The organism is Nocardioides sp. Soil796 (assembly GCF_001429525.1).
In the GTDB taxonomy this organism is placed as follows: Bacteria; Actinomycetota; Actinomycetes; order Propionibacteriales; family Nocardioidaceae; genus Nocardioides.
In genome coordinates this window covers 455,473-469,189 of sequence record NZ_LMSQ01000018.1, presented here as the reverse complement: position 1 = coordinate 469,189, position 13,717 = coordinate 455,473, and the positions used below count along the sequence as shown (strand labels likewise).

Annotated in this window: 11 protein-coding genes; 6 read left to right on the top strand and 5 right to left on the bottom strand. The window is 69.7% G+C overall.

Going from position 1 to position 13,717, the window contains the following annotated elements; all coding sequences use genetic code 11:
* The gene (locus ASH02_RS13640; protein WP_056890051.1) at window positions 1-1,407 is read left to right on the top strand and encodes a MadS family sensor histidine kinase; all 1,407 of its coding nucleotides are present in this window, start codon (window positions 1-3) and stop codon (window positions 1,405-1,407) included.
* Window positions 1,395-2,078 carry a MadR family response regulator transcription factor gene (locus ASH02_RS13635; RefSeq protein WP_056685498.1) on the top strand — a complete coding sequence of 228 codons (684 nt, stop codon included), beginning with the start codon at window positions 1,395-1,397 and terminating at the stop codon, window positions 2,076-2,078. The genes ASH02_RS13640 and ASH02_RS13635 overlap by 13 nt, the downstream gene beginning before the upstream one ends.
* Before the next feature lie 8 nt (window positions 2,079-2,086).
* Here the strand turns inward: ASH02_RS13635 and ASH02_RS13630 are convergent, their stop codons facing one another.
* The 5 genes from ASH02_RS13630 to mdo all read right to left on the bottom strand — a co-directional run bounded on the left by ASH02_RS13630 (window position 2,087) and on the right by mdo (window position 8,210).
* The gene (locus tag ASH02_RS13630) at window positions 2,087-2,710 is read right to left on the bottom strand and encodes an acetate uptake transporter (RefSeq protein ID WP_057294910.1); all 624 of its coding nucleotides are present in this window, start codon (window positions 2,708-2,710) and stop codon (window positions 2,087-2,089) included.
* A 449-nt stretch (window positions 2,711-3,159) separates the two neighbouring features.
* Complete coding sequence (gene mftM, locus ASH02_RS13625) at window positions 3,160-4,068, bottom strand: mycofactocin oligosaccharide methyltransferase MftM (protein WP_156409768.1); 909 nt, start codon at window positions 4,066-4,068, stop codon at window positions 3,160-3,162.
* Window positions 4,069-4,102: 34 nt separating this feature from the next.
* Window positions 4,103-5,626, bottom strand: a complete 1,524-nt coding sequence (locus tag ASH02_RS13620; protein ID WP_056685506.1) for a VWA domain-containing protein — start codon at window positions 5,624-5,626, stop codon at window positions 4,103-4,105.
* Between the two features lie 9 nt (window positions 5,627-5,635).
* On the bottom strand, window positions 5,636-6,832 hold the full coding sequence (locus ASH02_RS13615) for an AAA family ATPase (protein WP_057294908.1): 1,197 nt from the start codon (window positions 6,830-6,832) through the stop codon (window positions 5,636-5,638).
* 85 nt (window positions 6,833-6,917) lie between these two features.
* The gene (gene mdo / locus ASH02_RS13610; RefSeq protein ID WP_056685512.1) at window positions 6,918-8,210 is read right to left on the bottom strand and encodes an NDMA-dependent methanol dehydrogenase; all 1,293 of its coding nucleotides are present in this window, start codon (window positions 8,208-8,210) and stop codon (window positions 6,918-6,920) included.
* A 229-nt stretch (window positions 8,211-8,439) separates the two neighbouring features.
* On the opposite strand from mdo, the gene ASH02_RS13605 reads away from it, so the two are divergent.
* From ASH02_RS13605 to ASH02_RS13590, 4 genes are all read left to right on the top strand, one after another.
* The gene (locus ASH02_RS13605) at window positions 8,440-9,693 is read left to right on the top strand and encodes a hypothetical protein (RefSeq protein WP_056685517.1); all 1,254 of its coding nucleotides are present in this window, start codon (window positions 8,440-8,442) and stop codon (window positions 9,691-9,693) included.
* A gap of 249 nt (window positions 9,694-9,942) precedes the next feature.
* Complete coding sequence (locus ASH02_RS13600; RefSeq protein WP_056685520.1) at window positions 9,943-10,413, top strand: (2Fe-2S)-binding protein; 471 nt, start codon at window positions 9,943-9,945, stop codon at window positions 10,411-10,413.
* Window positions 10,410-12,866 carry a xanthine dehydrogenase family protein molybdopterin-binding subunit gene (locus ASH02_RS13595; protein ID WP_056685522.1) on the top strand — a complete coding sequence of 819 codons (2,457 nt, stop codon included), beginning with the start codon at window positions 10,410-10,412 and terminating at the stop codon, window positions 12,864-12,866. Before ASH02_RS13600 ends, ASH02_RS13595 begins: the two co-directional genes overlap by 4 nt.
* Window positions 12,863-13,717: an FAD binding domain-containing protein gene (locus ASH02_RS13590; RefSeq protein ID WP_056685526.1), complete on the top strand. Its 855-nt coding sequence runs from the start codon at window positions 12,863-12,865 to the stop codon at window positions 13,715-13,717. Before ASH02_RS13595 ends, ASH02_RS13590 begins: the two co-directional genes overlap by 4 nt.

Below are 13,717 nucleotides of genomic sequence, written 5' to 3'. Positions count from 1 at the left end.
ATGAGTGATCGGCACACTCCCACGGGGAGCGATCTCACCACCCTCACCGGCGTCCGGTCGGGCAAGGGCTCCTACTACCGCGCGTACGTGCGCTCCGACGAGCGGATGCAGCACGCCGTACGAGCGATGGACTCGATCAGCCGCGCCCTGGTGCGCACGGCGGAGGGCCCGCGCGCGCTCCTGGAGGAGGTGGCCCGTGCGGCCGCCCAGCACCTCGACGCGCAGTGGACCGTGCTGGCCCTCTCCGACGGCCAGCTGCCCGGCGCACGCCCGCGCTTCCTGGCCGTCGACCACGTCGGCCGGGTGATCGACGACGACGCCGACCTGCCCCACCACGTACGCCGCGAGCTCGGCGCGATCCGTGCCGGACACGCCACCGGTGCACCCGGCTTCGACCGGTGGGTGCGGGTGCCGATGACGCTCGACAACGCCATGATCGGCAGCCTGGTCGGGCTGCACGGCCTCGACGCGGAGCCCGAGCCCGGCGACCTCTCCGTGCTGCGCATCCTGGCCAACGAGGCCGCGGTCTCCCTCTACAACTGCGAGCAGTACCAGGCCGGCCTGGCCCTGCACCGCCGGGCCCAGAGGTTGTACGACGACGCGGTGTCCCAGGCACTCGACCTCGAGGAGCGGACCCGCGAGCTTCGCCAGGCCGAGGAGCGACTGCTGGTCGCCCACCAGCGCGAGCTGGTAGACCACGAGCGGCACCGCATCGCCCGTGAGTTGCACGACAACGTCACGCAGTTCGTGCTCTCGGCGGGCATGTCGATGGAGATCGCGCGAGGAGAGGCCGAGGACCTGGGCGCGTCGGCGGCCGGGCTGCTCGGGCACCTCAGCACCGCCAAGAACCTCACCCAGGAGGCCGTCGACCAGCTGCGCCGCGCGATCTACGCGCTGCACCAACCGCACCGCGACACGGTCTGGACGCTGCCCGAGCTCTTGCAGGAGGTGGCCGAGCACCACCGGCCGCACCTGTCGGTGCACCTGCACATCGAGGGCGAGGTGCAGGTGCTGCCGGCCGACGCCGACCACGAGATCGCCCGGGCGGTCGGCGAGGCGCTGTTCAACGTGGCGGTGCACGCCGAGGCGACGCGGGCCGTGATCCGGATGCGCTACCGGACCGACGAGCTGTTCGTCAGCGTCGCCGACGACGGTGTCGGAGACCCGGGGGAGCTGGCCCGCAAGCTCCGCATCGGTCGGGGCCGGCCGGCCGACGGGCGCCACTGCGGCCTGGCCAACATCTACAGCCGCCTCTCCGACATCGGGGGGTCGCTCGCCTTCCGCCGCGCCCGCATCGGCGGCGTACGGATCGAAATGCGTGTCCCGCTGCCCCTGGCGGTCAACCGCCCGGGGATGATCACCGGCCTGGTGGGAGCCAGGCCAGAGGAGGAAGCATGCCCACCCTGAGCCCACCCGAGGCGCCCACCGGGCCCGACGTCGACACCGTCGACATCATGCTCGTCGACGACCACGCGATCGTGCGGCAGGGATTGCGCTCGATCCTGGAACGTGAGTCCGACCTGCGGGTCATCGCCGAGGCGTCGAGCCGTGCGGAGGCGCTGGCCGTGATCGCCGCGGCCCGCCCGCGCATCGTCCTGCTGGACCTCAAGCTCTCGACCTCGTCGGACTCCGAGGGCCTCGACCTCTGCGCCGAGCTGTCAGAGCAGTACCCCCATCTCGGCATCCTGGTGCTCACCACGTTCCTCGACGACGCGTTGGTGCTGCGTGCGGTGCGGGCCGGGGCCCGCGGCTACGTGGTCAAGGACGTCGACACCTCGGGTCTGATCCGGGCGATCCGTGACGTGGCGCGAGGCGAGAGCGCCTTCGACGCGCGTTCGGCCGCGGCCATGGTGCGCGGGCTGAACGCGCCGACGGCGGCCGAGCAGAAGCACCTCACTCCTCGTGAGTGTGAGGTGCTGGCACTGCTCGCCCGCGGCCTGTCGAACCGTGACATCGGCCGGAGGCTCTACATCTCCGAGACCACGGCCAAGTTCCATGTCGGGAACATCCTTCGCAAGCTGGGGGTGACCCGCCGCGCGGAGGCGGTGTACGAGGCTTCCAAGCTGGGCGTCATCTGATCGACTGATCAGGGAACGGCCAGCACCGTCCGCTCCCACGTGGTGTTCACGATGATCGCGGCCGAGGCGTAGAGCGCGACGACGGCGTCCGCGATCAGCAGGTAGCCGGCGAGGTGGCCGAGTCCGGTGCTCTCGAAGAACGCGCCGAAGGCGGCCAGGTAGAACACCGTGCACAGCAACGTGAAGATCACGATCGTGGTCAGGTTGGTGCGCAGCGCGGCGAGCAGCATGTACGTCGAGAAGATCGCCCACGCCAGCAGGAACATCCCGGTGATGGCGGCGGCGTCCGCGGTCACCATCGGGCCGTAGAACTGCACGAGAAGCGCGTAGCTGAGCCAGAAGCCGGCGTACGCCGTGAACACCAGCCCCGGGAACGTCTCGCCGCGCTGGAAGTGGATGATGCCGGCGACCAGCTCGGTGAGGAAGCCGAGCGAGAGGGCCAGGGAGAGCACGGCCGGAGTGGCGAGCGGGTCGATCAGCCCCGACATCACCGTCGAGAGCACGAGTGCGGAGATGCCGAAGCTGGCCAGGCCCAGCGGGAACGGGTCGCCCCAGCCGGAGGGCGCAGGGGCCACGGCAGGAGCGGGCGTCGTCGTGGCCGCATGGGCCGGGCGACTGTCGATGTCGGTCATGTTTCCTCCAGGAGTGGTTGGGCTTCTGACGCTAGGAGTCGCGGGTTCCCGGCGGACCGCCCGAGAGGCGGGGTGCCGGGCCTGTCCGGACAGTCCTCTCCCGGCCCTGCGTGAAGCCGAAGTACAGGTACGGCGTGCGTCGCACGCGTGCCGGCGTACGGGTGGGTGAAGTCGGGGAGAGGTGCGCAGTCATGACGATCGAGCCGAACGCCCGAAGACACGACAACGTGGTGGATCGCTGGCCGTCAGCTGGACGGCCTGCACCGGACCGTCCGACAGGTAACTCGCAGGCTGCCGGCCCCGTCTGAGCGTGAACCGCTCCCTGACCCGCCTGCTCACCTGTCGTACGGCCCACCCCCGTCGGGTCGACCAGGTGCCGGCCGTGTCGGTGAGTGCTGCCTGTGACCGCAACAGCCACTGGGTGCGATCCACCACGTCGTGGTTGAGGATCAGGCGAGGTCGATCAGGAGCCAGCCGCCGTGCGCCTCGCGGACGACGTACGGGTGGCCGGTGGCGGCACCCCAGGCGTCGAGGTCGTCGAGGGAGACGGTGCGCACGTGGCCCCAGGTCGCGTCGGCCTCTTCCTCGAGGGGGATCGCAATCACGACGCGTCGGCGGGCCACGCGCAGGGCCTCGTGGACGACGCGTTCGCCGTGGTCGGGCTCCAGGTGCTCGAGCAGGTGGATGGCGAGCACGTTGTCGCACGAGTCGTCGGCGAACGGCAGCCGGCCGGCGTCGGCGGTGCGCGTGTGCACGTCGCGGCCGAGGCGCGGGGCGACCGCGTCGAGCAGGCCGACGGTGCCGGCGGAGACGTCCGAGGCGATCACCGCGCGCCCGGCGGCGGCGAGCCGGAGGGACAGGAAGCCGAAGCAGCAGCCCAGCTCGAGCACCGTGCCGGGAGCCAGCGCCTGCTCGGCCAAGCCGTAGACGGGTGCGTAGTCGGCGATGGTCCCGTGCCGGGTGCCGGTCGGGTCACCGGTGAGGGACTCAGCGACGCGGGCGAGGGTGTTGGCGTAGAAGTCGGTCCACGCGTCGAGCGGCTCCGCACGGGTGCTGAGCACGATGCCGGTGAGCAGCCGCTCGAAGAGGTCGGGTCCGCGCAGCCAGCCGGGCTGGAACAGCTCCTCGGCGATCAGGCCCGCCAGGTCGTCGTCGATCTGGTCGGGCCGCAGCGCGTGCGAGAGCTTGATCAGGGGACCTTCGTGGAGGATGTCGAAGTGCTCGGTGCGCACAGTGCGCAGCTGCCGGCGTGGGCGGGGGCCGTGCAGCGCCGTCACCTCGACCATGGCGTCGCGGTAGACGCCGTCGTGGGTCGCGACGAACGGGTCGATCGCCGAGACCGGCTCGACGGCGCTCATGCCGGGCCCCTGGGCGAACCGCACCGCCGGACCCTCACGTCGTCACCTTCAGTGAGGTGGTGACTTCCTCGAGGCCGTGCAGGTTGCGCACCACCTGCACCTTGTCGGTGTGTTCGGCGTACGCCGGCAGGTCGCAACCGCCCAGTCCCCATGAATAGCTGGGCTCCGGGGTCAGCCAGATCGTGGAGCGCGCCCGGCGGGTGATCTCCTCGAACGCCTCGAGCCCGGGGTCCTTGCCGTTGCCGCGACCGTCGCCGAGCACGATCACGGTCGTACGCCGGTTGACCGCCGAGCCGTACTGGTCGAGGAACTGGCGGAACGACGACCCGTAGTCGGAGTCGGCGTCGACGTCGAGGATGCCGCCGGCCGGCAGGCCCGCCATCACGAGGGACAGCGCGTCCTCGATGCGGTGCTCGGAGAACAGGTCGGTGATCTCGACCATGTCCTTGACGAACGCGAAGGTGCGCACCGACGACGCGACCGACTGCAGGCTGTGCACCAGGTGCAGGGTGAACCGCGCGGTCGAGCGCACCGACAGCGAGACGTCGCACAGCACCAGCAACCTGGGTCGGTCGTGTGCCTTGGCGACGGTGACCGGGCGGAACGGGACGCCGTCGTACTTCATGTTGCTGCGCATGGTGCGCCGGCCGTCGACCACGCCGCGCGCGGCCGTCGTACGACGGGGGCGGGGCGCGCCGTGCAGGCTGCGCAGTAGGCGACGCAGCGACTCCTCGAGCTCGGCACGCTCGTGCTCGTCGACGGTCTCGGCCTGCGCGGCCTGGAGCTCGCGGGTCTCGATCTCGCGCTCGGTCTCCATCAGCTGCTGGAGGTGGTCGCGGATCCGCTCGGGCAGGCTGGCCAGCCAGGGCGCCAGCGCCTTGCGCAGCGCGGCGAGGTCGCCGTCGTCGACGAAGGTGTCCTCGGGCAGGCGTTCTTCGAGCCAGCTCAGCAGCGCCATCTCCTCGTGCACCGACAGCTCGGTGTCGAGCTCCATGCCGGGGCTGCGGACCAGGTCGCCGGGGTTGCCCGGGTTGTGCATGCGACGGGTCGAGAGCTGCACCCTGGCCGCCTCGCCGGCGCTGGTCTGGGTGTCGTTGGAGAGCACGATCTCATCGGTCAGTGCGGCGATGTCGATCTTGTTGGCCTCCTGGTGCAGGTTGTACTGCTGGGCCATGTCCTCGGGCTTGAAGAACTCCTTGATGTCGTCGGGCTTGCCGTGCGAGTGCCCGTCCTCGGGGATGTCGCCGGGCTCCTCCGACAGGGTGAAGTCGGTCAGCTCGCCGTCGTCGCTCAGGTCGTCGTGGGTGTGCTTGTGCTCCTCGCCGGCTTCGTCGATGACGGGACGCAGTCCGAAGAACCGGTCGAAGACGCGGTCGAAGGTGGCCAGGTCGCGCCGGTCCTTGACCAGGCTGACCGCCAGCGCCGCGCGGAGCACCTCGCGTTCGTCGAGCACGCTCGGTTGGGCCACGGCGTGCATGGCGTCGATGACCTCCGCCGTACTCACCCGCACGCCGTGGAGTCGCAGCAGGCGGATGAACCGGTGGACCGCGCCTTCCATGCCGTCGGCCTAGACCGGGCGCTTGCGCGCCGAGAAGGACCGGCTGCCCTGGCCGGGTGACACCGCACGCGACGGGCCGAGCTTGTTGTCCGCGCCGTAGTAGCCCTTGTCGTGGCGGCCGGGCCTGTCCTTGGCGGCGCGGGCGGCCTTGCCGTCGACGTCGCCGGAGTCATCCCGTGCCGCGGGCGGCTGCGGCGCGGGGTCGTGGTCGTGACCGTGGCCATGCCCGTGACCGTGCCCGTGTCCGTGCAGGCTGTCGGGCACGACGGCGTTCGGGTCGACCATCTTCGGGATCGCGGCGAGCGCCTTCTTGAGGTCGCGTTCGTACTTCACGACGACGTTGAGCGTGCTGGACAGGATGTCGGAGGTCAGCTCCTCCACGCCCAGCACGGCGAGGGTGCGCGCCCAGTCGATCGTCTCGGAGATACTCGGCGCCTTGCGCAGGTCGAGGTCGCGCAGGTCGCGCACGATCTCGACCAGGCGTACGGCGAGTGCGTCGGAGAGGCCGGTGTCCTTGGAGCGGATGATCTCCAGCTCCCGCTCGGCGTCGGGGTAGTCGAGGAAGAGGTGCAGGCAGCGCCGCTTGAGGGCCGCCGAGAGGTCACGCGTGTTGTTGGAGGTGAGGACGACGTACGGCAGGTGCTTGGCGCGGATGGTGCCGATCTCGGGAATGGAGATCTGGAACTCGGAGAGCAGCTCGAGGAGCACCGCCTCGAGCGCCTCGTCGGCCCGGTCGACCTCGTCGATGAGGAGTACGACGGGGTCGTCGGAGTCGATCGCCTCGAGCAACGGACGGGCGGCGAGGAAGCGCTCGGAGAAGAACACCGAGTCTTGCTTGGCGATGCGCTCGATCGACTCGTTGAGGTCGGCGGCGTCCTCGACGATCGAGCCGATCTTCTCGCGCAGGATCTGGGTGTAGAGCAGCTGCTTGCCGTAGTCCCACTCGTAGAGCGCCTTGGTCTCGTCCTGGCCCTCGTAGCACTGGAGGCGGAGCAGTCGCCGGCCGGTCGCGTGGGCCAGGCTCAGGGCCAGCTGGGTCTTGCCGACGCCGGCCGGGCCCTCGAGGAGCACCGGCTTGTCGAGCCGGGTCTGGAGGAAGACGGTGGTGGCCAGGCGGTCGTCGGAGAGATAGCCGTGCTCGGCAAGGCGCAGCCGGGCCTCCTCGACGTCGGCGAAGGCGGGGGCCGGTTCGGGCAGCGTGCTCACGTTCTCTCCTCAGGCAGTGGTTGCGTGGCCGGTGGGATCCGGTCCGGCCGCCGGCTCGATGGACGGCGACCGGACCGGGGCTCTGTCAGCTGATCAGGTCGTCCAGATCGCCGTTCATGCAGTGATCGATCACCGGGCGCACGGTCTCGAACGTGCACTCCTTGGCATTGCCCGGCGTACAGGCGTCACCGAGGACGTGGTGGGTGATGCGGTCGATGTCCTCGTCGTCGCCCTTGATCACCGGTGCGTTCTCGTAGTACGCCGTCGGGCCGGTGCCCAGGCGGTTCTTCGAGTAGCTGTCCTGGGTGACGTCGGTGAACTTCTCCGGGATGCCCACGTCGCGGAGCAGCCGGATCGACGCGGCGAGGGCGGCGTCGGCAGCCTGCACCTTGGTCATGCCGTGGGTGTCGATGCCCATGGCCTCGGCGATGTCGGCAAAGCGACCGTAGACCGCGGGCATGTTGAACGCCCACACCCGGGGCAGCGCGATCGCGTTGTTGAGCCCGTGGTGGGTGTCGTAGAACGCCGACACCGCGTGCGAGATCGAGTGGATGATGCCGAGGCCGCCGGAGTTGAACGCCTGGGCGGCGATGTACTGGGCGTACATCATGCCCTCGCGGCCCTTGAGGTCCTGGCCGTTCCACACTGCCTCGCGCAGGTTCTCCGAGGTCAGCTTGATGGCCCGGATCGCGTTGCCGAGTGACGGCTCGAAGTTGAGCCGTGACACGTACGGCTCCGAGGCGTGTGCCAGCACGTCGAACCCGCACTGGGCGGTGTAGTCGACCGGGCAGTCGAAGTAGAGCACCGGGTCGTCGATCGCCAGGGTGGCGACAGAGGCGTCGTCGAAGGCGACGTACTTGTGCGGGTTGTCGGGGTCGGTCGTGGTGTCGGTGATGACGTAGGCCCACGACGTCTCGGAGCCGGTGCCGGCCGTCGTCGAGACCGCGATGTGCGGCGGGTTCTTCGGGTTCTCGGACATGTTGAAGCCCTCGAACTCGTTGACGTTGCGCCCGTCGTGCGCCACCGAGATGCGGGCGCCCTTGCAGGCGTCGTGCGAGGAGCCGCCACCGATGGAGACGAACGAGTCGCACGCGTTCTCCTGGTAGAGCTTCACCGCGTCCATGGTGTTGTAGTCCTTGGGGTTGGACTCCACCTTGTCGTAGAGCACGACCTCGAGGCCGTGGTACTTCATCGACTCGACGATCTTGTGCACGATGTCGGTGCCGCGCAGGCCCGAGGTCATCACCAGCGTCTTGCGGAAACCGAGCTTGAGCGCCTCGGGGCCGATCATCTCGTGCGCGCCGGGTCCCATGAGGGCCCTCGGGAACGGGTGGAACTCCTTGATCGGGAACGGCTTGAGCAACTCGTCAACTTGCATCAGAGAAACCTCCGGATTCGGGGTGGGTGCTTCGGACGCTAGGTCCGTCGGAAGGGCCCCGAACAGACGAGGATCGCGAAACCGGCCGCGGGGGGAGGGGTGCACCTGTCCGTCCCGACAGGTGCCACCGGCCGCTGCGATGGTTGTGGCGTTCTCGGGCGTCGAGACGGAACCGGTGACGCCGTCACGGTCCACGGGCTACGGTTGCGAGAGACCGTCAGGAGAGCCGATGTCCGTCGATCGTCAGCAGCTGCACGAGCGCAGGATCGATGCCGTGCGCGCCTGGACCGCCTTCGTCGAGCAGGGTGACCGGGCCGAGCAGCTGGTCCGTCCCGAGATCCTGCACTCGTGGCGACGGTCCGGCTCGCTGATCAGGCCGGACGTGACCGAGGCGCCGCTGGCCGACGAGGCCGACACCGCGGCGTACTGGGCCGGCTCGCCGCTCCAGGTCGGCGTCGAGCGTGTCGAGGACGAGCTGCGGCGTACGGCGGACGACGGTGACCTGGTGCTCGCCGTGACCGACCCCGAGACCCGCATCCTGTGGACGTACGGCGGCCGTGTGATGCGCCGCAAGGCCGAGTCGGTCAACTTCGTCGTCGGCGGCAAGTGGGACGAGGCGAGCGTCGGCACCAACGCGCTCGACCTCGCGCTGCGCACCGGCGGGCCGTCGATGGTGTTCAGTGCGGAGCACTTCGCGCCGATCGTGCACAACTGGGTGTGCTGGGCGGCGCCGGTGCACGACCCTGCGACCGGTGAGGTGCTCGGCGTGATCGACCTGTCGACCACCTGGGACCGCACCCACCCGATCGGGCTGGCCACCGCGCGCATGATGGCGCGGGTGATCGAGGGGGCGATGCCCCGGTCGATGCATGCCGGTGGTCGGGCCCCTCACCTGGTGCTGCCCGACGACGAGATCGGGCTCAGCCTGCGGTTGCTCGGCTCGGCCGAGGTGCATCTCGACGGCGAGCGCCTGCTGCTCAACCGACGACAGACCGAGATCCTCGCGCTGCTCACCCTCCACCCCGACGGGCTCACCCTCGAGCAGCTGCACGCGCTGCTCTACGGCGACCAGTCGATCACCCTGTCGACGCTCAAGGCCGAGGTCTCGCACCTGCGGCACGCGGTCGGTGGCCAGCTGGCGTCGCGGCCCTATCGCCTCACGCTCCCGGTGCAGGCCGACGTCGAGACCGTCGTACGCCTGCTCCGCCAGGGCAAGGTGCGCGAGGCCGTGGCGGCGTACGGCGGTGACCTGCTGCCCGGCACCGAGTCCCCGGGGCTGGGGGAGTACGCCGACTATCTCGCAGTCGCCGTGCGTGAGGCGCTGCTGGCCGACCCGGTGCCGGCGGCGGTGGTGCGCTACACCGAGCTGGCGCCCTATGACACCCAGGTGATCGAGGCCTGCCTGGCCTCGCTCGGCGAGGCCCCGCACCCGCTCAAGCCCCTGCTCCGCGGCAAGCTCGCCGCCGCCTCATCCTCCCGATAGTCCCTGACGTTCGGGCCCCCAATTCGGGATACTCCCTGACGTTCGGGCCCCCAAATCGGGATACTCCCTGACGTTCGGGCCCCTAAATCGGGATACTCCCTGACGTTCGCGTCCCCGGAGGGACCGAAACGTCAGGGAGTATCGCGGCGAGAGGGCCGAAACGTCAGGGAGTATCCAACCTTTCGCCAACCTCGGGTTCATAGCGTGAGCCGGGTCACAGGTAGCCAGTGCGTCTGCGAGGAGTCGTCCATGACCAGGATCGAAGTCACCGTCGACGGAGCAAAGGTCTCCGACGACGTCGAGCCACGGATGCTGCTGGTGCAGTACCTCCGGGAGAAGCTCGGCAAGACCGGCACCGTGATCGGGTGCGACACCAGCAACTGCGGGGCGTGCACGGTGCACCTCGACGGGCGCAGCGTGAAGTCGTGCAACGTGCTGGCCGTGCAGGCCGACGGCCACGAGGTGACCACGATCGAGGGGCTGGCCACGAACGGCGAGCTGCACCCGATGCAGGCCGCGTTCCACGAGTGCCACGCCCTCCAGTGCGGCTTCTGTACGCCGGGCATGATCATGCAGTCGATCGACCTGCTCAACGACAACCCGAAGCCCGACGAGAAGCAGATCCGCGAGGGCATCGAGGGCAACCTTTGCCGGTGCACCGGCTACCACAACATCGTGCGAGCCGTGCAGACCGCGTCCGGGCAGGAGGTCGGCAAATGACCGTGACCGAAGAGCCGCAGATGGAGATCGGCCGGGACCGGCGCCGCAAGGAGGACCAGCGACTGATCACCGGTCGCACCCGCTGGACCGACAACATCACCCTCCCGGGCATGCTGCACCTGGCCATGGTGCGCAGTCCTTTTGCGCACGCCAAGATCGTCAACATCAACGTCGACGAGGCGAAGGCGGCGCCCAACGTGGTCACGGTGGTGACCGGCAAGGACCTCGGCGAGGAGCAGGGCTCCCTGCCGAACGCGTGGCCGATCACGCCCGACCAGGTCACCCCGCCGCACCCGCCCGTCGCGATCGACCGGGCCACGTTCGCCGGCGAGATCGTCGCGGTCGTGGTGGCCCGCAGTGCCGCCGAGGCGCGTGACGCGGCCGAGCTGGTCGACGTCGACTACGAAGAGCTGCCCGCGGCCCTCGACCTCAAGGAGTCGGCGGAGGACAAGGTGCTCGCGCACCCCGACCTCGGCACCAACAAGTCGGCACTCTGGGTCTTCGACTCGGCCGACGCAGGCACCGGCGGCAACGTCGAGGAGGCCATCGCCAAGGCGCGTGAGGACGGCATCGTCCTCGAGCGCGAGTACCGCCAGCAGAGGCTGATCCCCGCGTTCATGGAGCCCCGCTCGACCGTGGTCGACCCGACCGGCGAGCAGATCACGATGTGGAGCGCGACCCAGATCCCGCACATCCTGCGCTTCCTGCTGGCTGCCGTACTCGGTGTCTCCGAGGCGAAGGTGCGAGTCATCGCGCCCGACGTCGGCGGCGGCTTCGGCGGCAAACTGCAGACCACGCCCGAGGAGTTCATCACCATGGTGCTGGCCCGGCGGCTGGGCAAGCCGGTGAAGTACACCGAGACCCGCTCCGAGTCGATGATGGCCGCCCACCACGGCCGCGACCAGTGGCAGAAGCTCACCCTGGCCGCCGAGAAGGACGGCACGGTCACCGGATTCAAGGTCGAGCTGCTGGCCGACCTCGGCTCGCACGTCTCCCTCGTCGGTGGCGGCGTCCCGGTGCTCGGTGCGTTCATGTTCAACGCGATCTACAAGTTCCCCGCCTACCACTTCGCGGTGCAGACGGTGCTCACCAACAAGGCCTGGACCGACGCCTATCGGGGTGCAGGGCGCCCCGAGGCGACGTTCGGGATCGAGCGCATGATGACCGAGCTGGCCGCCGAGCTGGGTGTCGACCCGCTCGAGGTGCGTGAGAAGAACTGGATCAAGCACGAGGAGTTCCCGTTCACCACGGTGGCCGGGCTCGAGTACGACTCGGGCAACTACGAGGCCGCCACCGCGTTGGCCAAGGAGCACTTCGGGTACGACGAGCTCCGGGCCGAGCAGAAGGCCAGACGTGAGTCGAAGGACCCGATCCAGCTGGGCATCGGTGTCTCGACGTTCACCGAGATGTGCGGCCTGGCGCCGAGCCGCGTGCTGGGCAGCCTCGACTACGGCGCCGGCGGCTGGGAGCACGCGACCGTGCGCATGCTGGCCACCGGCAAGGTCGAGGTGGTCACCGGAGCCAGCGCCCACGGCCAGGGCCACGAGACGGCGTTCAGCCAGATCGTCGCCGACCGGCTCGGAGTGGCCTTCGAGGACGTCGAGGTGCTGCACGGCGACACGATGGTCGCGCCGAAGGGCCTCGACACCTACGGCTCCCGGTCGCTCGTCGTCGGTGGTGAGGCGCTCGTGCGGGCCGCCGACAAGGTGATCGAGAAGGCCAAGCCGATCGCGGCCCACCTGCTCGAGGCATCGGTCGACGACATCGAGTTCTCGGCCGGTCGCTTCGGGGTCCGTGGCACCGACCAGGGTCTCGCGATGGCCGAGGTGGCGCTGGCGACCTTCGCCGCGCACAACCTGCCCGACGGTGTGGAGCCGTCGCTCGACTGCGACGCGACGTACGACCCGGTGAATTTCAACTACCCCCACGGCACGCACCTGTGCGCGATGGAGGTCGACACCGAGACCGGTGCGGTCAAGATGCGCAAGTACACCTGCGTCGACGACATCGGCAACGTGATCAACCCGCTGATCGTGGCCGGCCAGGTGCACGGCGGACTGGTGCAGGGCATCGCGCAGGCGCTCTGGGAGGAAGCCGTGTACGACGACTCCGGGACGCTGGTCTCGGCCTCGTTCGTCGACTACCTGGTGCCGACCGCAGCCGACACGATCAGCTTCGACGTCGACCACACCACCACGCCGTCGCTGACCAACACGCTCGGCACCAAGGGCGTCGGCGAGGCCGGCACGATCGCCTCGACACCGGCGGTGGTCAACGCGGTGGTCGACGCGATCCGGCAGTTCGGCGTCAACGACGTCCGCATGCCGTGCACGCCGGAGAGAGTGTGGAAGGCGATCAACGACGGCGGCGGCGGCGACAAGACCACGGAGGCGGCCGCTCCGCACTTCGACGACAGCGGCGACACAGCCATCGCGGACGGAGCCCCGGAATGATCCCCGCAAAGTTCGACTACCTCGCACCCACGACGGTCGAGGAGGCCCTGGCCGCCTTGGCCGAGCACGGTGACGACGCCAAGATCATCGCCGGCGGGCAGAGCCTGCTGCCGGTGCTGCGGATGCGCCTCAACGCACCCGAGATGATCATCGACCTCGGCCGCATCGAGTCCCTGCGCGGCGTGACCGAGGACGGCGACGCCCTCGTGATCGGCGCGATGACCACCCACACCGACGTCGGCAAGAACGCCCTCGTCGCCGAGCACGCGGCGGTGATCACCAAGGCGATCGAGCACCTGGCCGACGCGCAGGTCCGCCACCGCGGCACGTTCGGTGGCGCCCTCGCGCACGCCGACCCGGCGGGAGACCTCGGTGCACCGGTGCTGGCGCTCGATGCGGAGTTCGTGATCACCGGCAGCGGGGGAGAGCGCCGGGTGTCGGCGTCCGACTTCTTCGAGGACTTCATGACCACCGCGATCGGCGACGACGAGATCCTCACCGCCGTACGCATTCCCAAGCACACCGGCTGGGGTGGCCACTACGAGAAGTTCGTGCGGGTCGCCCACCAGTGGCCGATCGTCGCGGTGGCCGCGACCGTGCGCGCCGAGGGCGGCACCATCGCCGAAGCGCGCATCGGCCTGACCAACATGGGCTCGACGCCCCTGCGCGCGACCGCCGTCGAGCAGGCGCTGGTCGGCCAGCCGGCCACCGACGAGGCCGTACGCCGGGCAGCTGAGTCGGCCGCGGAGGGCACCAACCCGCCGTCGGACCTCAACGGTGACGCCGACTATCGCCGACACCTGGCGACGGTGCTGACCCGTCGGGCCGTGCTCGCGGCCGCGGGAGCGTGA